21 protein-coding genes are annotated in these 21,150 nt (G+C 67.6%); 14 read left to right on the plus strand and 7 right to left on the minus strand.

Annotated features, from left to right (window positions below; all coding sequences use genetic code 11):
* Positions 1-7: 7 nt before the first annotated feature.
* The 4 genes from CRP45_RS12205 (at position 8) to CRP45_RS12220 (ending at position 2,465) form a co-directional block, all read left to right on the plus strand.
* A complete protein-coding gene (locus CRP45_RS12205) occupies positions 8-499 on the plus strand; it encodes an SUKH-3 domain-containing protein (protein WP_097245136.1) in 492 nt (163 codons plus the stop codon).
* Entirely contained in the window at positions 500-886 is a 387-nt protein-coding gene (locus CRP45_RS35280; RefSeq protein WP_097245137.1) for a YwqJ-related putative deaminase, read from the plus strand.
* Positions 813-1,985 carry an SMI1/KNR4 family protein gene (locus CRP45_RS12215; protein ID WP_143861417.1) on the plus strand — a complete coding sequence of 391 codons (1,173 nt, stop codon included), beginning with the start codon at positions 813-815 and terminating at the stop codon, positions 1,983-1,985. The genes CRP45_RS35280 and CRP45_RS12215 overlap by 74 nt, the downstream gene beginning before the upstream one ends.
* 93 nt (positions 1,986-2,078) lie before the next feature.
* On the plus strand, positions 2,079-2,465 hold the full coding sequence (locus CRP45_RS12220; protein ID WP_097245139.1) for a hypothetical protein: 387 nt from the start codon (positions 2,079-2,081) through the stop codon (positions 2,463-2,465).
* A gap of 158 nt (positions 2,466-2,623) precedes the next feature.
* On the opposite strand, the gene cobM is transcribed toward CRP45_RS12220, so the two are convergent.
* The 3 genes from cobM to CRP45_RS12235 form a co-directional block, all read right to left on the minus strand.
* The gene (cobM, locus tag CRP45_RS12225; protein WP_097245140.1) at positions 2,624-3,400 is read right to left on the minus strand and encodes a precorrin-4 C(11)-methyltransferase; all 777 of its coding nucleotides are present in this window, start codon (positions 3,398-3,400) and stop codon (positions 2,624-2,626) included.
* A 496-nt stretch (positions 3,401-3,896) separates the two neighbouring features.
* On the minus strand, positions 3,897-4,322 hold the full coding sequence (locus CRP45_RS12230; RefSeq protein WP_097245141.1) for a PPOX class F420-dependent oxidoreductase: 426 nt from the start codon (positions 4,320-4,322) through the stop codon (positions 3,897-3,899).
* Positions 4,323-4,344: 22 nt separating this feature from the next.
* The gene (locus CRP45_RS12235; RefSeq protein WP_245910084.1) at positions 4,345-5,271 is read right to left on the minus strand and encodes a LysR family transcriptional regulator; all 927 of its coding nucleotides are present in this window, start codon (positions 5,269-5,271) and stop codon (positions 4,345-4,347) included.
* A 140-nt stretch (positions 5,272-5,411) separates the two neighbouring features.
* On the opposite strand from CRP45_RS12235, the gene CRP45_RS12240 reads away from it, so the two are divergent.
* On the plus strand, positions 5,412-6,770 hold the full coding sequence (locus CRP45_RS12240) for an MFS transporter (RefSeq protein ID WP_097245477.1): 1,359 nt from the start codon (positions 5,412-5,414) through the stop codon (positions 6,768-6,770).
* On the plus strand, positions 6,767-7,513 hold the full coding sequence (locus tag CRP45_RS12245; RefSeq protein ID WP_097245142.1) for a 3-hydroxybutyrate dehydrogenase: 747 nt from the start codon (positions 6,767-6,769) through the stop codon (positions 7,511-7,513). The genes CRP45_RS12240 and CRP45_RS12245 overlap by 4 nt, the downstream gene beginning before the upstream one ends.
* A 20-nt stretch (positions 7,514-7,533) precedes the next feature.
* Here the strand turns inward: CRP45_RS12245 and CRP45_RS12250 are convergent, their stop codons facing one another.
* Positions 7,534-8,136, minus strand: a complete 603-nt coding sequence (locus tag CRP45_RS12250) for an SACE_7040 family transcriptional regulator (RefSeq protein WP_097245478.1) — start codon at positions 8,134-8,136, stop codon at positions 7,534-7,536.
* An 89-nt stretch (positions 8,137-8,225) separates the two neighbouring features.
* On the opposite strand from CRP45_RS12250, the gene CRP45_RS12255 reads away from it, so the two are divergent.
* The 6 genes from CRP45_RS12255 to CRP45_RS12280 are packed head-to-tail and all read left to right on the plus strand — an operon-like array spanning position 8,226 to position 16,280.
* Positions 8,226-9,818 (plus strand): carboxyl transferase domain-containing protein, encoded by a 1,593-nt coding sequence (locus CRP45_RS12255; RefSeq protein WP_097245143.1) that lies wholly within the window; start codon positions 8,226-8,228, stop codon positions 9,816-9,818.
* Between the two features lie 5 nt (positions 9,819-9,823).
* Positions 9,824-11,863 (plus strand): acetyl/propionyl/methylcrotonyl-CoA carboxylase subunit alpha, encoded by a 2,040-nt coding sequence (locus CRP45_RS12260; protein ID WP_097245479.1) that lies wholly within the window; start codon positions 9,824-9,826, stop codon positions 11,861-11,863.
* Complete coding sequence (locus CRP45_RS12265) at positions 11,860-13,020, plus strand: acyl-CoA dehydrogenase family protein (RefSeq protein WP_067784113.1); 1,161 nt, start codon at positions 11,860-11,862, stop codon at positions 13,018-13,020. Before CRP45_RS12260 ends, CRP45_RS12265 begins: the two co-directional genes overlap by 4 nt.
* The gene (locus CRP45_RS12270) at positions 13,017-13,499 is read left to right on the plus strand and encodes a MaoC family dehydratase (RefSeq protein WP_067784111.1); all 483 of its coding nucleotides are present in this window, start codon (positions 13,017-13,019) and stop codon (positions 13,497-13,499) included. Before CRP45_RS12265 ends, CRP45_RS12270 begins: the two co-directional genes overlap by 4 nt.
* Positions 13,496-14,311, plus strand: a complete 816-nt coding sequence (locus CRP45_RS12275) for an HpcH/HpaI aldolase/citrate lyase family protein (protein ID WP_097245144.1) — start codon at positions 13,496-13,498, stop codon at positions 14,309-14,311. The genes CRP45_RS12270 and CRP45_RS12275 overlap by 4 nt, the downstream gene beginning before the upstream one ends.
* Before the next feature lie 28 nt (positions 14,312-14,339).
* Positions 14,340-16,280: an acetoacetate--CoA ligase gene (locus CRP45_RS12280; RefSeq protein ID WP_097245145.1), complete on the plus strand. Its 1,941-nt coding sequence runs from the start codon at positions 14,340-14,342 to the stop codon at positions 16,278-16,280.
* 13 nt (positions 16,281-16,293) lie between these two features.
* Here the strand turns inward: CRP45_RS12280 and CRP45_RS12285 are convergent, their stop codons facing one another.
* Together CRP45_RS12285 and CRP45_RS12290 are read right to left on the minus strand one after the other, a co-directional pair.
* Complete coding sequence (locus tag CRP45_RS12285) at positions 16,294-16,482, minus strand: hypothetical protein (protein ID WP_143861418.1); 189 nt, start codon at positions 16,480-16,482, stop codon at positions 16,294-16,296.
* Positions 16,483-16,532: 50 nt separating this feature from the next.
* A complete protein-coding gene (locus CRP45_RS12290) occupies positions 16,533-17,267 on the minus strand; it encodes a DJ-1/PfpI family protein (protein ID WP_281256190.1) in 735 nt (244 codons plus the stop codon).
* A 407-nt stretch (positions 17,268-17,674) separates the two neighbouring features.
* Between CRP45_RS12290 and CRP45_RS12295 the strand changes: the two genes are divergently transcribed.
* The gene (locus tag CRP45_RS12295; RefSeq protein ID WP_097245481.1) at positions 17,675-18,922 is read left to right on the plus strand and encodes a TetR/AcrR family transcriptional regulator; all 1,248 of its coding nucleotides are present in this window, start codon (positions 17,675-17,677) and stop codon (positions 18,920-18,922) included.
* A 187-nt stretch (positions 18,923-19,109) separates the two neighbouring features.
* Entirely contained in the window at positions 19,110-20,363 is a 1,254-nt protein-coding gene (locus CRP45_RS12300; protein ID WP_097245147.1) for a TetR/AcrR family transcriptional regulator, read from the plus strand.
* Positions 20,364-20,402: 39 nt separating this feature from the next.
* Here CRP45_RS12300 and CRP45_RS34600 read toward each other — a convergent pair whose 3' ends face one another.
* Positions 20,403-21,140: a hypothetical protein gene (locus CRP45_RS34600; protein ID WP_245910085.1), complete on the minus strand. Its 738-nt coding sequence runs from the start codon at positions 21,138-21,140 to the stop codon at positions 20,403-20,405.
* Between the last annotated feature and the right edge of the window lie 10 nt (positions 21,141-21,150).

Consider the following 21,150-nt stretch of genomic DNA (forward strand, 5'->3'; position numbering starts at 1 on the left):
CTGCGACATGCCAGAAAAGGCGACCGAGCAAGAGGTCTTGGACCGGCTCGGTGAAAGCGGATGGTTCCCGGAACGCGATATCGGCACGGAGGCGGACTATCTGATAAAAATACGGGTGGAGGATTCTATAGAACAAGGTTTTCCACTGGTACCGATCGAGCCCGCAATACGAACCATACATAACTTCGGTCTACTTCGGATCAATCATCCTCGCACCGATGGTTGCGCCCTGATATTCGATCCAACCGCCCGATACAAAGGTGACGCCGAACAAATCAACAAATTAGCACAGAACCTGGGTTTCAGATTGTTCCCCGTCGGCTATGAGGCGTCCGAGTATGGGATTCTCCTGGCAGACGAGAGCGATCGATACTTCCAGCTCCATCACACAGGCGCCTATTATATGGGTGAGAATGTCATGGACATGCTGAGCCGGTTCATGGGGACGATCCAGGAACCAGATGCCGAAGACTTCTACATCCAAGAGGGGAACGACTAGATGCCCGATGAGTTTCCTGCGGTCGCCTCCTCCCTACTGATCGACGGAAAGATCCTGAGCCACACGAGTCTGATCGGACCGGGACAGGCGAATCTTCATCCCGCCATATCGGACTTCATCCACTCACTACCTCCAGGGGAGCAATCGCGTTTCAGTGGCCGGTGCGCCGAGGCAGCACTTGTATCCGATCAGTTATGGAGACTGGATGCAGAAAGATCAGACGGAGCGAGCACTACTCTGGATCAGGCCATTCCACACTTCGAAGGCGCTGTCATCACGTCCCGAGCAATTCGCGAACCGGATAATCCCAATCATGGACAGACGATTCCGCCATGCGAAGCCTGTCGTAAACTCCTGCGGAAACTCGGCGTACAAATCATTGAATAGGACGGCCCACGAGCGAGCACCAGAGCGGATCCGTTCGATCTTCGAGAGCGTCATCCAGAACGGGTTGCGCCGAGACTCCATGGTCGGCGCAACAGAGGACGACATCGATCGTTATGCGGCTGAACAGGGCGTCTCCACCATCCCCGCCGCAGTCCGCGAGATCCTCCTGTGGATCGGAGCCGTACCGGGTCTGTGGTTCATCGGTACAGAATTCGGTACACGGAGCGGGATCGCTGCTGCGACGAAGGAACATGCGGTCGCTTCCCTGGATGGGCTGCAGCACGATATACGCAATCCAGACGGCGCGCTGGTTCTGACGGCACACCAAGCGTACGCATACCACCTGATCGATGGCGCCGATCTCGAGGCAGATGACCCGCCGGTCTGGGAAGTTGTCGAGAAGGTTTCGACACGACGATGGAACAGCACTTCGGCTTGGCTCGAGGACATGGAGCCGATCATCGAGAACTATCGCGAAAAGTTGGAAATATATGAAGAGGGCAACCGCAGCCGGCCTTTTTGGGCAGATTTCATAGAACCGCGGACCGGGCGAACCGGACCATCCGACGATCCACGGCAACGGATCGACGACATTTTTGCAGAAGTATTCGCCGATGGACTGCTGCGCACCTCAGTGTCCGGGGCTACCGACACCCAGATAGACGACTTTGCCGAACGACAAAGTGTCCCACAGGTTCCGGCCGCAGTTCGAAGGATTCTCGAACTGATCGGCATCCGACATGGACTCTGGCTCGATGGCTACGAATTCGGAGTAGAGGCGGTTGGCGCCGATACCAAACAGCAGGTCCTCAACGCCCTCCGTCAAATAGACCACGACCTGCAGAATCCGGAAAACTTGCTCGTACTCACAGCCTTTCCGGGGTCCGACTATCACATCATCGACGGTGCCGACCTACAACTCGATGATCCGCCCGTGCGATGGTTGATCGAGAATCAGACGGCCCGAGAAGAGTGGGGCAGTGTCACTGGATGGATCTATGCGATGCGCCCGAAGATCGATCAGGCCCGACGGACACTGGATCGAATCTCCGAGCGAGGAGAGACTCTCCCCGAGTGGGCAGAATATATCGCTCGGTAGCCCACCGAACCAGGAATTCCGAGGTCGGTAGCCTCACGCCGCAGGACCGCCGCGTCGGCTCCGCGAACCGAAACCAGCACACAAGGGGGACGTATGCCCATCCTGAACACCGTCGGGATCTACCGGGAGATGTATCGGAGTCCGAAGGAGGGGTTGCCGTCGCTGCGGGAGGCTCAGGCGACGCAGCCGCTGACGGATCGGCAGGCGATCCTGGAGTACATGCGTTCTGCCCCACCGGTTTTCGATGTGCTGGAGGATGTCACCGATCTGTTGGACGACAGTACGGTGATCCCGGGTGGGCCGTCGTTGATCTCGGATGGGCGGTGGATTTGGCGGGTGGATTCGATCCACTACTTGGCGACCTACCGATTCAACTTTCCGGAGGAGTTCCTGTTCCACGTGCGGGATTCGGGCTATCGGCCGCCGACCGAAGTGCCGGACAGCGACGAGTTCGATGCCGAGGTGCTGTCCTACTTCTGAACCTGCGGCAACCAGGATGTGCCTCTGCGCCGCGTCGCCGACGTCACCACAGAGGTTTTGAACGCCTCACATAGGCGGTGGCTATGTGAGGCGTACGAAAGTTGTGTGGCAACCCCATACTGGCGCGGGCTGCGTCGGTCCTACCCGCGAGGCGCTGGTCAGTGGCGACCTGGTCCGTCCGCTTGGACCGAGTGACGATCGCGGGCCGGATCGTAGAGGTGCGAGTCGGCGCAGGACAACATGGGTGCCAGAGCGCGGCCGACGAGGATGACGGCCGCCTGCCGTAGGTCGGCCCCTTCGACCTGGTCGGCGATGTCGGTGAGCGTGCCGCGCAGGATCAGTTGTTCGGGCTGGCTGGCCCGGTACACGACCGCGACGGGGCAGTCGGCTCCGTAGTCGGCGACCAGTTCGGCGGCCAGGGTTCGGATGCGGGTGATGGCAAGGTGCAGGACGAGGGTCGCGCCGGTGTGGGCGAAGTTGGCCAGTGCCTCGGATTCCGGCATGGCGGTGGAGCGGGCTTGGGTGCGGGTGAGGACGACCGACTGCACGAGTTCGGGGACGGTGAGTTCGGTACCGAGCAAGGCGGCCGCGGCGGCGTAGGCGGGGACGCCAGGGGTGACGTCCCAGGGAATGCCGTGGGCGTCGAGGCGGCGGGTCTGTTCGGTGAGGGCGGAGTAGAGGGACGGGTCGCCGGAACAGAGGCGGGCGACGTCGCGGCCGGACTCGTGGGCGCGTACGAGGTGGGCGGTGATCTGGTCGATGTCGAGATGCTGGGTGTCGATCAGTTCGGTGTCGGGCGCGCAGTGCGCCAGCACCTCGGGGTCCAGGTAGGTGCCAGCGTAGAGGCAGACCGGGGAGGTGCGCAGGAGGGTGACCGCTCGCACGGTGAGCAGGTCCGCCGCGCCCGGCCCGGCTCCGATGAAGTGCACGGTCATGCGGGTGAGTCTAAATGGGCAACGTTGGACGCAGTCGCCCCAAGCCCCGCACGTGGTCGGAGTGCTGCTCGATGATGTATTCGCCGAACTCGGCCGCAGAACCGCCCTCGCCGAGCCCGCCGCAAGCCCCGAGCAGATGGTGATCATCGCCGCCGCCCCAAAGGACAGGCCCGCCGAGCCGGTCTCGGTGCCGCGGCGGATCGAGACCGCTGGGAGTCCGCGCACTGAAGGTGCTCCTATGTGGAGGCGAGCTGTTCGGCCGTCTTGCGACGTTCGGCGTCTGGGATCCCGGAGGGCGGAAGTCCGAGCGGTCCATGATGCCCGCCTCTAGCGAGCAGCACGACGATCGGACGAATGGGCGACTCGACGGCCCTCGAACAAGCCGAGCGGAAAGGCGGCCGAACCGAGCAACGTGCCTGCCGCACGGGATAGCGGGCGGCCTTGGTACAGCGCGCGACTCCCCTCGAAGGTCGAGGCGCCGAATCGTCGCCCCCGATCAGGCGGTGGCGTCGAAGTTGGCGATCACCTTGGTCGGCCGCAGTCGAACGACGAGCTCCCCGGGAACTCCGTTGCGCTTCCCGAACTCCTCGGCGCGCTCCTCACCCATATACCGACCACCGAGCGCCGTCGCAGTGCGCAGCAGTTCGTCAGGATCCTCGGACATCGTGACAACACCCTGAATCTGGACCGACGCGTACGGCGGCTCCTCCAGATCGACGCACAGCGCGACCCGGCCGTCGCGCGTGAACGCCTTGCCCTTGGCGGTGTTCTTCCCGGTGTTGAACACGATCTCCTCGCCTTCGACGAGGAACCACACCGGCGTGACGATCGGACGCCCGTCGGCCGCAACGAAAGCGACCTTGCCCGTCCGCGTGCCGTGGTTGAGGAATTCGCGCACCTTGGGATCCGACAGTGAGGTCATGCGCACACCCTAACGGGCGCAGCTACCCATCCTCCCCCAGCAACATCCCCTTCTGCTCCCACACCCGCTCGCGAATCGCGTCCACCACCGCCGCCACCTCCGGCCGCCGCAACGTCTCCGTCCGCGTCACCAACCAGTACGCCAACTGCACCGAAACCTCCTCACGCAGAACCCGCACCAGATCGTCGTGCCGATCGGCCATGAAGCACGGAAGGAGACCCAATCCCGCCGCGGCCCGCGTCGCCTCCACGTGCACGAAAACGTTGGTGGACGAGATGGATTCGCGCATCGCAGGCGCGAAGCTCGACGCCAAGTCGAGATCGTCGACTTGGAGCATCGAATCGATGAAGTAGACCAGCGGATACCGCGCGAGGTCCTCGATTCCGGAGGGAATGCCGTTCTCGCGCAGGTATTGTCGCGAGCCGTAGAGCCCCAGCCGATAGTCGGCGAGCCGAATGGCTTTGGCGCGGTGGACTTGTGGCTCGCCGACGACGACCTCGATGTCCAACCCCGAGCGCTGCTGGGAGGCGCGGCGGGTGGCGGTCACGATCTCGACCGCGATCTTCGGGTGCCTGCGCTGCACCTGCGCCACCGCGGGCGCCGCGAGGTAGGCGCTGAATCCGTCGGTGGCCGAGATGCGCACGACTCCTTCGAGCGTCCGGTTACCGGCCGGGTCCGCGGCGAGCGACTTGACCGCCGATTCGACGGCCTCGGCGGCGGCCAGCGCGTCGCGGCCGAGGTCGGTGAGTTCCCAGCCGCCGGTCACCCGGGTGAGGACGCGCCCGCCGAGGGTTGCCTCGAGCGCGGCGATGCGGCGGGAGATGGTGGTGTGGTTGATGCCGAGCTCGTCGGCGGCGGATACGAAGCGACCGGATCGGCCCACCGCGAGCAACACCAGCAGGTCATCGGCGCTGGGACGGCGGCCGAATCCGGGGGAAGCCGGACTCATGTCTGCATCTTTGCAGATTGGTCGTGCACATCTGGGCATTGCGACCGACACAGATCTGCACGAATACTCGTTTCAGCCATGTTGTGTGGGCCGCATCACAGATGAGGGGTGATGCGGCCCAGGTCATGAAGGAGAGTTCGATGAGCGTGCGCGAAATCGCGACGGACAGCGACCCCAGTCCCACACCGGCCGGCCTACGGCGGGTGGTCTCCGCTTCGATGGCGGGCACGGTCGTCGAATGGTACGAGTTCTTCCTCTACGGCACGGCCGCGACGCTGGTGTTCAGCAAGGTGTTCTTCGCCAAGGGGACCAGCGACCTGGACGCGATCCTCGCCGCGTTCGTCACCTACGCGGTCGGCTTCGCCGCGCGACCGCTCGGCGGCATCGTCTTCGGACACTTCGGCGACCGCTACGGCCGCAAGAAGCTGCTGCAATTCAGTCTGCTGCTGGTCGGCAGCGCGACGTTCCTGATGGGCTGCCTGCCGACCTTCGCGCAGATCGGCTACTGGGCGCCCGCGCTGTTGGTGACGCTGCGCTTCATCCAGGGTTTCGCGGTGGGCGGTGAATGGGGCGGCGCGGTGCTGCTCGTCGCCGAACACAGCCCCAACCGCAGTCGTGGTTTCTGGGCGAGCTGGCCGCAGGCGGGCGTGCCCGCGGGCAATCTGCTGGCCACGGTCGTGCTGCTCGCGCTGACCTCGACGCTGTCGGACGCCGCGTTCCTGTCCTGGGGCTGGCGGGTCGCGTTCTGGCTGTCGGCGGTGGTTGTCCTGGTCGGCTACTACATCCGCACCAAGGTCACCGACGCGCCGATCTTCCTGGAGGCGCAGCGCGAGGCCGAACAGGTCAAGGCGACCTCGTTCAGCGTGGTCGAGGTGCTGAAGCGTTATCCCCGAGGCGTTTTCACCGCGATGGGTCTGCGCTTCGGCGAGAACATCATGTACTACCTGGTGGTCACCTTCTCCATCACGTACCTGAAGGTGCACGTCGGCGCGGACACCAAGACCATCCTGTGGTGGCTGCTGGCGGCGCACGCGGTGCACTTCGCGGCGATCCCGCTGGCCGGGCACCTGTCCGACCGGTTCGGCAGGCGGCCGGTGTATTTCGTCGGCGCGCTCACCGCGGGCACCTGGGGCTTCTTCGCCTTTCCGATGATGGACAGCGGAAACCACGTGGTCATCATGTCGGCGATCATCGTCGGGTTGGTCTTCCACGCGCTGATGTACGCGGCCCAGCCCGCGATCATGGCGGAGATGTTCCCCACCCGGATGCGGTATTCCGGTGTGTCCCTCGGCTATCAGGTGACCTCCATCGTGGCCGGTTCGCTCGCGCCGATCATCGCGGTCCGGCTGCTCGACAGCTTCGGCTCCTCGGTGCCGATCGCCTGGTACCTGGCGGGCGCCGCGGCCGTCACGGCGGTGGCCGTGCTCTTCGCCAGGGAGACAAGCGGTCTCGACCTCCAGGCGGTCGATCGGGCCGACGCCGAGGTGACCGCTCGATGACCGACCTACTCGGACGACGCGCGCTGGTCACCGGCGGTGCGAGCGGCATCGGCGCGGCCTGTGCGCGGGAACTCGCCGCTCGCGGCGCGGAAGTCACCGTAGCCGACATCGACGGCGACGGCGCTCAGAAGCTGGCCAACGAGATCGGCGGAAAGCCTTGGCAGGTCGACCTTCTCGATGTCGCCGCGCTCGAAGACCTGCGCCTCGAGGTGGACGTGCTGGTGAACAACGCCGGAGTTCAACGCATTCACCCGATCGAGGACTTCCCGCCCGCACAGTTCCGCGACATCCTCACCCTGATGGTCGAAGCGCCGTTCCTGCTCATCCGCGCGGCGCTTCCGCACATGTACCGCAACGGATTCGGGCGAATCGTCAACATCTCGTCGGTGCACGGGCTGCGCGCCTCGGCGTACAAGGCCGCCTACGTGACGGCGAAACACGGGCTGGAAGGGCTGTCCAAGGTCACCGCGCTGGAGGGCGGCCCACACGGCGTGACGAGTAACTGCGTCGACCCGGGATACGTGCGAACACCGTTGGTGGACAAGCAGATCGCCGATCAGGCCAGAACGCACGGCATCCCGGAACAGCAGGTGATCGAGAAGATCATGCTCACCGAGAGCGCCATCAAACGTCTCGTCGAACCCGACGAGGTCGCGGCCCTGGTCGGCTGGCTCACCGGCCCGCACGCGGGCATGGTCACCGGCGCGTCCTACACCATGGACGGTGGGTGGAGCGCTCGATGAGGCGGTCGGTCCGCGCGGGATCAGCCTGCTCGGTTCAGCGCCGACAGCGCCATCTCGCGCAGGATCGGCCGCGCCTTGCTCGCGGTCGCGGGCGGCGCGCTGTGCGGGGTCGAGTTGAGCAGGCCGAACGCGGCGTGCGCCTGCACCCGCGCGCCGTCCTCGGGCAGGCGAGGATGCAGTTTGCGCAGCACATCCACCCAGACCTCGACGTACTGGCGCTGGGTGCGCCGCAGCTCGCGCCGGGGTCCGGCGGGCACGTTGTCCAGGTCCCGGTCCTGGATACGGATGAGCTCGGGCTCGCCGAACGCGAAGTCGAGGTGGAAGTCGACCAGACCTTCCAGCGCCGCCTCGGCAGAGTTCGCGGCGACCACGACGGCCCGGCCGCCCGCCAGCAGCCGCTGGCTGACCCCGACCAGCAGTTCGACGAGCAGCGCCTCCTTGTTCGGGAAGTGCCGGTACACCGCAGGGCCGCTGATGCCGACGGCCGCGCCGAGGTCGTCGAGCCGCACGCCGAGGAAGCCCCGGTCCGCGATGAGCCGCGCCCCCGCCTCGAGCAGTTGCTTGCGCCGCTCCGCTTTCAGCTGCTCGCGGCGGGTGAGTGCCACAGCTTCCGTGCCGGTCACACCCGCTCCTTTCACCCGATCTGGACAACTCGGTTAATCGATATTAACCTGAATTCCAGTTATCGGCGACTAACTGGACGGCGGACGTGATGACGGTTACCCAAGAGGTCGGCAACCGCGCGGCGCACGAGGCGCTCACCAGCGACCTGCGCGCACGGCTGGCGGCGGCCGCGCTCGGCGGGCCAGCCAAGGCGCGGGAGCGGCATATCGCGCGCGGCAAGCTACTGCCAAGGCAGCGGGTGGATCAGCTGCTCGATCCGGGCAGCCCGTTCCTCGAGCTCTCCCCGCTCGCGGCGAACGGGATGTACGGCGACGAATGTCCCGGCGCGGGCGTGATCGCCGGGATCGGGCGGGTGTCGGGACGCGAGTGCGTGATCGTGGCCAACGACGCCACGGTGAAGGGCGGCACCTACTACCCGCTCTCGGTGAAGAAGCACCTGCGGGCGCAGGAGGTGGCGCTACAGAACCGGCTGCCCTGCCTGTACCTGGTCGACTCGGGCGGTGCGTTCCTGCCGCACCAGGACGAGGTGTTCCCGGACCGCGAGCACTTCGGCCGCATCTTCTACAACCAGGCCACCATGAGCGCCAAGGGCATCGCGCAGATCGCGGCCGTGCTCGGGTCCTGCACCGCGGGTGGCGCGTACGTGCCGGCGATGAGCGACGAAGCGGTGATCGTGCGCGACCAGGGCACGATCTTCCTCGGCGGCCCGCCGCTGGTGAAGGCGGCCACCGGCGAGGTGGTCACGGCCGAGGAACTGGGCGGCGGCGCGCTGCACTCACGCACCTCGGGCGTCACCGACCACTTGGCCGAGGACGATCAGGACGCGCTGCGCATCGTGCGTCGCATCGTGGCCACCCTCGGACCGCGACCGCAAAGCCCTTGGGAGATCACGGCTTCCAGGCCGCCCGCCCTTCCGGAGTCCGAGCTGTACGACGTGGTGCCTGTCGACTTGCGCACCCCTTACGACGTGCGCGAGGTCATCCACCGCATCGTCGACGGTGGCGACGGCGAGAGCGGATTCCACGAATTCAAGGCCGAATACGGCAAGACACTCGTCACCGGCTTCGCGCGTATCCACGGCCACCCGGTGGGCATCGTCGCCAACAATGGTGTGCTGTTCAGCGAATCCGCCATGAAGGGCGCGCATTTCATCGAGCTGTGCGACAAGCGCGAGATCCCGCTGCTGTTCCTGCAGAACATCACCGGCTTCATGGTCGGGCGCGACTACGAGGCGGGCGGCATCGCCAAGCACGGCGCCAAGATGGTGACCGCGGTGGCCTGCGCGCGGGTGCCGAAGCTGACCGTCGTCATCGGCGGCTCTTACGGCGCGGGCAACTACTCGATGTGCGGACGCGCGTATTCGCCGCGCTTCCTGTGGATGTGGCCGAACGCGCGGATCTCGGTGATGGGCGGCGAGCAGGCCGCCTCGGTGCTTGCCACCGTGCGCGGCGATCAGCTGGACAGCAGCGGGCAGCCCTGGTCGGAGGAGGATCAGGAGGCGTTCAAGGCGCCGATCCGCGACCAGTACGAGCACCAGGGCAATCCGTACTATTCGACGGCCCGCCTCTGGGACGACGGCGTCATCGACCCCGCCGACACCAGAACCATTCTCGGCCTTGCCCTTTCGGTTTGCGCCCAGGCGCCGCTCGAACCGGTTTCCTACGGCGTCTTCCGGATGTGATCGCGATGCTGAACAAGTCCCACCCCGTCGGTTTCGACACCGTGCTCGTCGCCAATCGCGGCGAGATCGCGGTGCGCGTCATCCGCACCCTGCGCGCCATGGGCATTCGCTCGGTCGCCGTCTACAGCGACGCGGACGCCGGTGCCAGGCACGTCGTCGAGGCCGACACTGCCGTGCGGCTCGGCCCGGCCCCCGCGCGCGAAAGTTACCTGGACATAGCGAAAGTCGTGGCCGCCGCCGTGCGCACTGGCGCGCAGGCCGTGCACCCGGGCTACGGATTCCTCTCGGAGAACGCCGCTTTCGCCGCCGCACTGGCCGAGGCGGGCATCGTCTTCCTCGGTCCGCCCGCCCGCGCCATCGAGATCATGGGCGACAAGATCGCCGCCAAGAACACCGTCGCGGCCTTCGACGTCCCCGTTGTCCCCGGCATCGCCAAGCCCGGACTCACCGACGACGAGCTGATCGCCGCGGCCGCCGAGATCGGCTACCCGGTGCTGGTCAAGCCGTCGGCGGGCGGCGGAGGCAAGGGCATGCGCCTGGTCGAGGATCCTGCGCTGCTGCCCGACGCGCTGGTCAGCGCGCGGCGCGAAGCGGGCGCGGCGTTCGGCGACGACACCCTGTTCCTGGAGCGGTTCGTCACCAGGCCGCGCCATATCGAGGTGCAGATCCTCGCCGACCAGTACGGCAACGTCCTGCACCTCGGCGAACGCGAATGCAGCTTGCAGCGCAGGCACCAGAAGGTGATCGAGGAAGCCCCGTCCCCGCTGCTAGACGCGGAGACAAGGGCGCGCATCGGCGCCGCCGCCTGCAACACCGCGCGCAGCGTGAACTACGTCGGCGCGGGCACCGTCGAGTTCATCGTCTCCGCCGACCGGCCGGACGAGTTCTTCTTCATGGAGATGAACACCCGGCTCCAGGTGGAGCATCCGGTCACCGAGCTGGTGACCGGCGTCGACCTGGTGGAATGCCAGGTCAGGGTGGCCGCGGGCCAGAAGATCGGCGCGCGCCAGGAGGAGATCCGCCTCACCGGCCACGCCATCGAGGCGCGCGTCTACGCCGAGGATCCCGGCCGCGGGTTCCTGCCCACCGGCGGCACGGTGCTGGATCTGGTGGAGCCGGAAGGCCCTGGCGTGCGGGTGGATTCGGGTCTGTGCGTCGGCACGGTGGTCGGCAGCGACTACGACCCGATGCTGTCCAAGGTCATCGCGCACGGCCCGGATCGCGCCGCCGCGCTCGGCGCGCTCGACCGCGCGCTCGCCGACACCGTGCTGCTCGGCGTCACCAGCAATATCGAGTTCCTGCGCTTCCTGCTGGCCGACCAGGACGTGGCGGCGGGACGACTCGACACCGGCCTGCTCGACCGCAGGGTCGGCGACTTCCGGCCCGAACCGGTGCGCGACGAGGAATTCGTCGTCGCGGCCGCCTATCACTGGCTGCGCCGCTGGCCCGCCGACGCGAACGATCCGTGGGACATCCCGTCCGGCTGGCGGATCGGCGTCCACGCGCCCACCCCGATCCGGCTCGCGGGCGGCGACCGCACCGAGCACGTCTACCTCACGGGCCGCCCCGAAGCGGCTCGGGTTCAGATCGGCGACGGCGAATCCCGCACGCTGTCGGCCTCTTTCGCGGCAGACACCGCGGAAAGCGGTGTGCTGACGCTGACCCTGGACGACGTCCGTCGCGACTACCGGGTGGCCGAACACGACGGACAGCTCTGGGTGGCGAGTCCCGCGGGTGTCTCGGTGCTGCGTGAGGTCGCCGAGGTCAACGTCCGAGGCGGCGGCGAACACGTCGGCGACGCCGAAATACGCAGTCCCATGCCGGGTTCGGTGATCGCCGTCCCGGTGGCCTCCGGCGCGACGGTGGCGGCGGGTGCGCCCGTCGTCGTGGTGGAGGCGATGAAGATGGAGCACACGCTCACCGCGCCGGTCGCGGGCGTCGTCGAAGTGCTGGTCGAGCCGGGCGCCCAGGTGCGCCTCGACCAGCCGCTGGCCCGCATCGTCGCCGAAACGAATACCTCTGAGCGAGAAGGAACTTCCGCATGACCGACTTCCTGTCCACCGGCACCCTGCCCGAGGACTACCGCGACCTTGCCCTGACGGTCCGCGATTTCGCCCAGCAGGTGGTAGCCCCGGTCGCCGCCGAGCACGACGCGAACCACACCTTCCCGTACGAGGTCGTCTCGGGCATGGCCGATATGGGCCTGTTCGGCCTGCCCTTCCCCGAGGAGTACGGCGGCATGGGCGGCGACTACTTCGCGCTGTGCCTCGCGCTCGAAGAGCTCGGCAAGGTCGACCAGAGCGTCGCCATCACGCTGGAGGCGGGCGTCTCGCTCGGCGCCATGCCGATCTACCGCTTCGGCGACGAGAAGCAGAAGCAGGAGTGGCTGCCGCAGCTGACCAGCGGCCGCTCGCTGGCCGCGTTCGGGCTCACCGAGCCGGACGCGGGCAGCGACGCGGGCGGCACCACCACCAAGGCCGTACTGGACGACGGCACGTGGATCATCAACGGCCGCAAGCAGTTCATCACCAACTCCGGCACGAACATCACCAAGCTCGTCACGGTGACCGCGGTGACCGGCACGACCGGCGGCAAGAAGGAGATCTCCACCATCCTGGTGCCGACCGACACCCCCGGCTTCGTCGCCGAGCCCGCCTACAACAAGGTCGGCTGGAACGCCTCGGACACCCATCCGCTGAGCTTCACCGACGTGCGCGTCCCTGAGGAGAACCTGCTCGGCGAGCGCGGCCGCGGCTACGCCAACTTCCTGCGCATCCTGGACGAGGGCCGCATCGCGATCGCCGCGCTGTCGGTGGGCGCGGCCCAGGGCTGCGTCGACGAGAGCGTGCGCTACGCCAAGGAACGGCTCGCGTTCGGCCAGCCCATCGGCCGCAACCAGGCCATCGCCTTCAAGATCGCCCGCATGGAGACCCGCGCGCACGCCGCGCGCACCGCCTACTACGACGCCGCCGCGCTGATGCTCGCGGGCAAGCCGTTCAAGAAGCAGGCCTCCATCGCCAAGCTGGTGGCCAGCGAGGCCGCGATGGACAACGCCCGCGACGCCACCCAGATCTTCGGCGGCAACGGCTTCATGAACGAATACGCTGTGGCCAGGCATTACCGCGACAGCAAGATCCTGGAAATCGGCGAGGGCACGACGGAGGTGCAGCTGATGCTGATCGGACGGGAGTTGGGCCTGTGACCGAACGACGAATCGTCCAGCGCGGCTTGTGGTTCGAGGAGTTCGAGACCGGCGTCGTCTACGAGCACCGGCCCGGTCGCACCATCACCGAGGCCGACAACGTCCTGTTCACCACGCTGACCATGAACACCCAGGCGCTGCACCTGGACGCGGCGTTCAGCGACGCGCTGCCGCCGTTCAACAAGCGGCTGGTGAACTCGATGTTCACCCTGTCCACGCTGGTCGGGCTCTCGGTCGCCCAGCTGACCCAGGGCACCATCGTGGCGAATCTCGGCTTCTCCGAGATCAACTTCCCGCACCCGGTGTTCCACGGCGACACCCTGTACGCCGAGACCGTGGTCACCGACAAGCGCGAGTCCAAGTCCCGCCCGGGCGAGGGCATCGTGACCTTCGCCCACACCGGGCGCAACCAGCACGGCGAGATCATCGCGACCGCCACCCGCAAGACGCTGGTGCGCATGGCTCCGGAGCAGGCATGACGTGGCAGATGGCGGGACCGGGCTGGTTGTTCTGCCCCGCCGACCGACCCGAGCGCTTCGCGAAGGCCGCCGCGGCCGCCGACGTGGTGATCCTCGATCTGGAGGACGGCGTCGCCGCCGGTGACAAGGCAGGGGCGCGCGCGGCCCTGATCGCGTCCCCGCTCGACCCGGAGACCACCGTGGTGCGGGTCAACGCGGCGGGCACCGACGAGCACGCGCTCGATCTCGCCGCCTTGGCCGAGACCGGATATCGCTGCGTCATGCTGCCGAAAACCGAGGCGGCCGAACAGATCACGGCGCTGTCCGACTACGAGGTGATCGCGCTCATCGAATCACCGCTCGGCGCGCTGACCATCGGGCAAGCGGTCACGGCGCCCAATGCGATCGGCGTCATGTGGGGCGCGGAGGACCTGATCGCGGGTCTGGGCGGCACCGCGAGCAGGCACGCCGACGGCGGCTACCGCGACGTGGCGCGGCACGTGCGATCCAGCGCGCTGCTCGCCGCCAAGGCTTACGGCAAGTTCGCGCTCGATTCGGTGTACCTGAACATCCGCGATCTCGACGGCCTCCGGGACGAGACCGACGACGCGGTGGCCATCGGGTTCGACGCCAAGGTCGCGATCCATCCCAGCCAGGTAGCGGCGATCCGGGCGGCGTACGCACCCGCCGACGACGAAATCGCCTGGGCGAGGCGGGTACTCGACGAGGTACCCAAGCACCGCGGCGTCTTCGCCTTCGAAGGCCGGATGGTCGACGCCCCGGTGCTGCGGCACGCGGAACAAATCGTGCGGCGCGCACACAGCCAGAACTGATCCACCCCACGAGCCAGGAGGTATTGCGGTGCAACCACAGTGGGTGCCGACCGAACGGGACATCGCTGACGCCAAGGTGACCGATTTCGCGCGGTTCGTCGCCGAGCACACGGGTGTCGCCACGTCGGACTATCACTCGCTGTGGCAGTGGTCGGTGGACGATCTGGCCGGCTTCTGGCGGGCGGTGTGGGAGTACTTCGAGCTCGGCGAGATCGACGGCGAGGTGCTGGCCAGCACGGAGATGCCGGGGGCCCAATGGTTTCCGGGTACCAAGCTCAACTACGTCGACCAGGTCGTGCGCCAGGCCCGCACCGACCGGCCCGCCATTCTGGCCGTCGGCGAGGACGAGCCGACCCGCGAGGTGTCCTGGGTCGAGCTGATCGACGCCACCGCCGCCTTCGCGCGCACCCTGCGCGAGCTGGGCGTCGGGCCGGGCGACCGGGTCGTCGGCTACCTGCCGAACATCCCCGAGGCGGTGATCGCCTTCCTGGCGACCGCGAGCCTCGGCGCGATCTGGAGCGCGTGCGGGCAGGACTACTCGCCGAAGGCCGCCCTCGACCGCCTCGGCCAGCTGGAGCCGACCGTCCTCGTCACCGCCGACGGCTACCGTTTCGGCGGCAAGGCGCACGACAAGCGCGCCGACATCGCCGCGCTGCAAGCGGGTTTCGGGTCGCTGCGCACGACGGTCGTCGTCTCGCGGCTCGGCCTCGACGTCCCGGACGCCATGTCGTGGGCGGAGGCGGTCAGCACCGACAACGCCGGGGCCGTCATCGAGACCGAGAGCGTGGATTTCGACCACCCGCTGTGGATCGTCTTCTCCTCCGGTACGACGGGCCTGCCAAAGGGCATCGTGCACGGCCACGGCGGCGTGCTGCTCGAGCACCTGAAAGCCATTGCACTGCAATCGGATATCGGCACGGATGACACCTTCTTCTGGTACACCAGCCCGAGCTGGATGATGTGGAACTTCCAGATCGCCGGCCTGCTGGTCGGCGCTACGATCGTCTGCTACGACGGCAGCCCGACCTATCCCGCGCCGGACGCGCTGTGGCGCATCGCCGCCGAGACCCGGGCGACCGTGGTGGGGACCAGTCCCGGCTACGTGCTGGCCTGCATCAAGGCGGGCGTCGTCCCGCGCGACGAGCACGATCTCTCGTCGCTGCGCACGGTCGGCATCACCGGCTCTGCGCTGCCGCCCTCCTCGGCACTGTGGTTGCGCGACAACGTCGGTGAGCATGTTCCGGTGTCCTCCATCAGCGGCGGCACCGACGTGGTCTCGGCCTTCATCGGCGGTGTGCGCACCGTGCCGGTCTGGCCGGGCGAGCTCTCGGCGCCGTATCTCGGCGTAGCGCTCGACGCGTTCGACACGGCGGGCAAGCCGGTGCGCGGCGAGGTCGGCGAACTGGTGATCACCAAGCCGATGCCGTCGATGCCGGTGAGCTTCTGGCGCGATCCGGACGGAAAGCGTTACCACGACGCCTATTTCGACATGTTCCCCGGTGTCTGGCGGCACGGCGACTGGATCACCATCACCGAGCACGGCAGCATCGTCGTGCACGGCCGCTCGGATTCCACCCTGAACCGGCACGGCATCCGGATGGGCAGCGCGGACATCTACCAGTCCGTCGAGCGGCTGCCGGAGATCACCGAGGCGCTGGTGATCGGCGCGGAACAGCCCGACGGCGGGTACTGGATGCCGCTGTTCGTGGTCCTCGCGCCCGGCGCCGAGCTGACCGACGAACTGCGCGACCGCATCAGCTCGACCATCCGCACCGAGGTCTCGCCCCGCCACGTGCCCGACGAGATCCTGGTCGCCCCCGGCATCCCGCACACCCGCACCGGCAAGAAGCTCGAGGTGCCGATCAAGAAACTGTTCCAGGGCGCCGAGGCCGCCCGCGTGGTGGAGCGCAGCGCCGTCGACGACCCGGACCTGCTGGACTGGTACGCGAAGATCCGCCCCGCGCGCTGAATCCAAGCGCCGGTCAGCTGCGGATACGGCGAATCGCACTGCGCCATAGAGCCTGCTGCGCGCCGGTGAGGAGGTCGCGCACCCGAGTGCGGCGGAAGGCACGCTGAGCATCCAGTTCCCGCTGCCGAGCCTGCCGCACCTTGGCCGGATCGAGCCCGGCCTTCGCGCGCACGTCCTTCCAGCTCTGGGCCTCGAGTGCCACGGTCACTCCTCCTCTTCGTCGTAGTCGCCATTCAGCTGGCTGGCCGCCGGTCAGCTGCGGGTTCGGCGAATCGCGCTGCGCCACAACGCTTGCTGCGCGCCCGTGAGGGTGCGCAGCAGGGTTTCGCTGTGGCGCAGGTCGCCGAGCAGCCGGACCTGGTCGATCAACGCCGAGCGGCGTACCGCGGGCGCGACCTTGTCGGGGTGGCCCGCGTCGAAGGGCGGTCGGGGGTCGTATTCGATGGCGAGCTGAATCGCCTCGGCGCGCTCCTCGCCGAAGATCTCGCCGACCAACCACAGCGCGAGATCGATGCCGGCCGAGACACCGGCGGCCGTGGCGATGCGGTCGCCGACCACGAACCGTTCACCGCGTTGGGGCACGGCGCCGAGCAGGCCGAGGGCGCGCTGCGCCGCCCAATGCGTCGTGGCGGGTTGGCCATCCAGCAGGCCCGCCGCGGCGAGCACTAGGGCGCCCGTACACACCGAGGTGGTCCATTCGGCGGTGGTGTGCACGGCGCGCACCCACTCCAGCACCCGCTCGTCCGCGGCGACGGCGGTCGCGGCCGGGCCGCCGGGGACCACGACCAGCCGCGGGGCCGGCGTCTCGTCGAAGGTGTGGGTCACCCCGAGCGCGAGCGCGCCGCTGTCGGTGACGACCGGTCCGATCTCGTGTCCGACGAAGCGGACTTCCGCACCCGGCGCGAAGCGCAGCACCTCGTACGGTCCGATCGCGTCGAGCGCCGTCATGCCCGGATACAACACCACCGCGATTTGACATGCCGACACGGCAGCCCCCTTCTCCCGACGACCGCCGCTGCGGCGGACCACCGCAACGGTAACACCGCCGACAACGGACCAGGGCACTGTAGTGACTTACTATTCGAACCCGCATTTAGGATCTACCTGGGTCGACTTTGCTGTATGTTTATCACCGTTCGGCTATCGACACAGACAGACTGCTGGTGCCCCCAGTGCGGATGGTTCGATCGCCGATCTCCGAACGGTTCGGCGCGGCGCATCCCGCCTCGCCGCCGCGGCGAGCCGAACGGCGAACCGTGTGGTCTCGAAGCGACCGCGCATCGAGACCACACGGAACGGCCGCCGCGCTCGATCGCGTGCCCAGCGCTCGAGCCGGTCGACGCAGCGCGACCTGGGCAAATCACGGCGGGCGCGAAGTCGTTACGATGTCCGGCATGAGTGTCGACAATCGCCGTACGGCGCGAAAGGCAGTCAGCGGCGACTCGGCACCACGGGAGATCAAGCGGCGGCCGAAGAATCGGCGCGCGCAGATCGCCGCGGCGTCCGCAGCCGCTTTCGGCGCCCTCGGCTATCACGGCGTGAGCATGGAGGACATCGCCTCCGGGCTCGGGATCAGCTCGGCCGCGCTGTACCGGCACTATCCGAGCAAGTACGCGCTGTTCCGCGAGGAGCTCATGCGGGTCGGCCGGGCGATGACCGAGTCGGTCCAACTGCCCGACGACGCCGCCGAACTCTCCCCCGAGCAACGGCTGCACGCGGTGCTGGACGCATTGATCGGCGCCACCATCGAGAACCGCCCGAGTGTCACGCTGGTGCGCTGGGAGGGCCGCTACCTGGAGCCGGAGGACCAAGGGACGCTGGCCGAGCAGCAGGCCACCGTGTTGGACGCGCTCGGCACCGAATTGCGCGGGCTGCGCCCGGAACTCGGCCAGGACGACGCCAGGGTGCTCCGCGCCGCACTGCTGAGCGCCATCACGAGCATCGCCGACCACCACGCCGCGCTGCCTGCCAAATCCCTTGCGCGCCTGCTCCACTCGGCCTGCTGGTCGCTGGCGAACACCGAACTGCCGCCCGCCGCTGCGGAAGCGGAACCCACGGCGGCGGTGGAGATCCCGGAGTCGTTCAAACACGAGCTGCTGCTACACAAGGCCGTCGAGCTCTTCCACGACCGCGGCTATCCCAATGTGAGCGTCGAGGAGATCGCCAGCGCCGCAGGGCTTTCCGCGGCGTCGGCGGTCTACCGCTTCTACCGCGGCAAGAGCGATCTGCTCGCCGCCGCGTTCCGCAGGGCGGCCGAACGCGTCTCGAACGCGATCGGCCCCGCTGTCGCCGCATCCGACGGACCGGAAGCCGCGCTCACCAAGCTGATCGAGTACTACGTCTCCGGTTCTTTCGCCGAGCGCGACCTCACCTTCGTGTATTTCACCGAGTTCCAACATGTTCCGGCCGAGGAGCGCACCGTCCTGCGCAATATCCAACGGCTCAGCGTCGAGGAGTGGGCCAAGCTGCTACGCGAGGTGCGACCGGAGCTCTCGCCCGCCGAGGCGCGCTTCCTGATCCACGCGGCCTTCGCGCTGGTGATCGATCTCGGCCGCGCGTTCGGCAGCGACCCGATCGCCGCGCAGGACCGGGTGCGACTGCTGATGCAGGTCGCGTTGTTCGGCCGTCCGGCACAGGGCTGAAACCACCGCACCGGGGTTCGACAGCCGAGCCCATGCCGCGATAATGTTACCGAGCATTCTGGTCCGCATCGGTATAATCGTGCCCGTTATAGCGGCCGTTACTCCCTGTTTGTGATCTATCATTCAGTTTGATTCCGGCCTGGGAAAGCCTGCTTTACCGAGCATCCGTTTGGGTTAGCATCGCCGCATGGATGCGCAGAAAGGCGGCGCCCGCCGGGAGGCGGCGAGCGGTGAGAACGCACGGGCGATCCGTCGTCGGCCGCGAAACCGGCGGGCGCAGATCGCGGCGACCTCCGCCGAGGCCTTCGGCGCACTCGGTTACCACGGCGTCAGCATGGAAGAGATCGCATCCCGGCTCGACATCAGCTCCACCGCGCTGTATCGCCACTACCCCAGCAAGTACGCGCTGTTCCGCGAGGAGGCGCTGCGGCTGAGCGCGCTCTGCGCGGAGGCGGTCCACCTGCCGGACGACCTGGCCGAGGCCGACGCGCAGCGCAGGCTCGAGCACATCATCGATACCTTCATCGAGAAGTCGATCGCCAACCGCCGCGGCGCGGCCCTGCTGCGGTGGCAGAGCCGCTACCTCGAGCAGGACGACTACCGGATCCTGATCGACCAGCTGATCGAGGCGTATCGGGTGGTCGGCGCGTTGCTCGCCGAGACACGGCCCGGACTCGCGAACGCGGACAGCGTCGTTCTGGCCACCGCGGTGCTCAGCGTCATCGGCAGCATCTCCGATCACCACGTGTCCATCCCGGTACGGTCGCTGACCAAGCTGCTGCGCACGGCGTGCTTGGACGTCGTCCGCTGCGACCTGCCGCCGGTCGGCGACGCGCCGGCCACCGAGGGCGCCACCGAGGTCCCGCTCCGGTTCAAGCACGAGCTGCTGCTGCGGCGCGCCATCGAACTCTTCCACGAGCGCGGCTATCCGAACGTCAGCGTCGAGGACATCGCCAATGCCGCCGAGCTGCCCGCGTCCTCGGCCGTCTATCGCTTCTACCGGAGCAAGGGCGACCTGCTCGCGGCCGCGTTTCGCCGTGCGGCGGACCGGGTTTCGGCCGCCATCGGTCCGGCCATCGCCGCCTCCGACGGTGACCCGGAGCGCGCGCTCACCAGGCTCATCGAGCTCTACGTCGCCGGCTCGTTCGCCGAGCGCGAACTGACCTTCGTCTACTACGCCGAGATCAGCAACGTGCCACAGGAGGACCGCACGGTACTGCGAAACATCCAGCGGCTCAACGTCGAAGAGTGGGCGAAGCTCGTCGTCGGGGTGCGCCCGGAACTGTCCGCCGCCGAGTCGCGGGTGCTGGTGCACGCCGCCTTCGCCTTGGTCGTCGACCTCGGTCAATGGTTGGGACCGGACAATCCGTCCAGCTCGCAGGCGCGGGTCATCCACCTGATGCAGGTCATCCTGTTCGGAAGGCCCGCGGCGCCGCGTTGAACCACCCGCAGCACTGCCGAAACGCCGCTAGGCCGAAACCTATTGCTGCGGAGCGGGTACGAGCGGCGAGTTCACCTTGTTGACCAACCACTTGCCGTCCACCTTGGCCATGCGCATCACCATCGACAGCTGGCCGGGCGCGGGCTTGCCCTGGGTGCCGACGCTGGTGATGGTCTGGCCGATCACCACGATCGCCTCGGCCGAGGTCTCGTCGCCGGTCTTCACCGCGCACTGCACGTCGTTGGTCTTGGAGACCACCTCGCCCTGGGACAGCACCTCTTTCAGCTCGCGGCTGGTGTCGTCGAACTGCTTCTTCCAGTCGCCGGTCGCGCCGTCCAGCACCGCGGTGAAGTAGGCGTCGAGGTTCTTCGCGTCGTAGTTCGCGAGCACAGGCGCGTACGCGCAGGCCGCCGCCCTTGCCTCCTCGTGCGCCGCGAGCAGGGCCTCGTTGTCCTTGTTCTGCACGAAGAAGTATCCGGTGGACGCGATCGCGCCGCCCAGCAGGACGGCTACCGCGGCGCGTGCCGCGACCACGCCCTTGGTTCCGCGGGGGATTCGCAGACGATCACGCCAACTCGACTTCACCGCAGCGCCTTTCGCCTCTGCGGACGCGATGGCGGTGGCCGCCACCGCAGTGTCCTTCACATCCGCGGAGGACTTGTCGGTGGACAGCGCAGCCTGCGCCTCGGTACCCGCGGCGGCCGGCTCCGCAGAACCGGTGTCCGCCGCGCCCGTCGTCACCGGCGCGGCGCCTTTGTCGACATCGTTGTCACTCATGGCTTTTCCT

The sequence above is a fragment of the Nocardia amikacinitolerans genome (genome assembly GCF_900215415.1).
Lineage (GTDB): Bacteria > Actinomycetota > Actinomycetes > Mycobacteriales > Mycobacteriaceae > Nocardia > Nocardia amikacinitolerans.

Coding starts and splice junctions, on each gene's coding strand:
- CRP45_RS12205 (WP_097245136.1), top strand. CDS start 8: ATGCCAGAAAAGGCGACCGAGCAAGAGGTCTTGGACCGGCTCGGTGAA.
- CRP45_RS35280 (WP_097245137.1), top strand. CDS start 500: ATGCCCGATGAGTTTCCTGCGGTCGCCTCCTCCCTACTGATCGACGGA.
- CRP45_RS12215 (WP_143861417.1), top strand. CDS start 813: ATGGACAGACGATTCCGCCATGCGAAGCCTGTCGTAAACTCCTGCGGA.
- CRP45_RS12220 (WP_097245139.1), top strand. CDS start 2,079: ATGCCCATCCTGAACACCGTCGGGATCTACCGGGAGATGTATCGGAGT.
- cobM (WP_097245140.1), bottom strand. CDS start 3,400: ATGACCGTGCACTTCATCGGAGCCGGGCCGGGCGCGGCGGACCTGCTC.
- CRP45_RS12230 (WP_097245141.1), bottom strand. CDS start 4,322: ATGACCTCACTGTCGGATCCCAAGGTGCGCGAATTCCTCAACCACGGC.
- CRP45_RS12235 (WP_245910084.1), bottom strand. CDS start 5,271: ATGAGTCCGGCTTCCCCCGGATTCGGCCGCCGTCCCAGCGCCGATGAC.
- CRP45_RS12240 (WP_097245477.1), top strand. CDS start 5,412: ATGAGCGTGCGCGAAATCGCGACGGACAGCGACCCCAGTCCCACACCG.
- CRP45_RS12245 (WP_097245142.1), top strand. CDS start 6,767: ATGACCGACCTACTCGGACGACGCGCGCTGGTCACCGGCGGTGCGAGC.
- CRP45_RS12255 (WP_097245143.1), top strand. CDS start 8,226: ATGACGGTTACCCAAGAGGTCGGCAACCGCGCGGCGCACGAGGCGCTC.
- CRP45_RS12260 (WP_097245479.1), top strand. CDS start 9,824: ATGCTGAACAAGTCCCACCCCGTCGGTTTCGACACCGTGCTCGTCGCC.
- CRP45_RS12265 (WP_067784113.1), top strand. CDS start 11,860: ATGACCGACTTCCTGTCCACCGGCACCCTGCCCGAGGACTACCGCGAC.
- CRP45_RS12275 (WP_097245144.1), top strand. CDS start 13,496: ATGACGTGGCAGATGGCGGGACCGGGCTGGTTGTTCTGCCCCGCCGAC.
- CRP45_RS12295 (WP_097245481.1), top strand. CDS start 17,675: ATGAGTGTCGACAATCGCCGTACGGCGCGAAAGGCAGTCAGCGGCGAC.
- CRP45_RS12300 (WP_097245147.1), top strand. CDS start 19,110: ATGGATGCGCAGAAAGGCGGCGCCCGCCGGGAGGCGGCGAGCGGTGAG.
- CRP45_RS34600 (WP_245910085.1), bottom strand. CDS start 21,140: ATGAGTGACAACGATGTCGACAAAGGCGCCGCGCCGGTGACGACGGGC.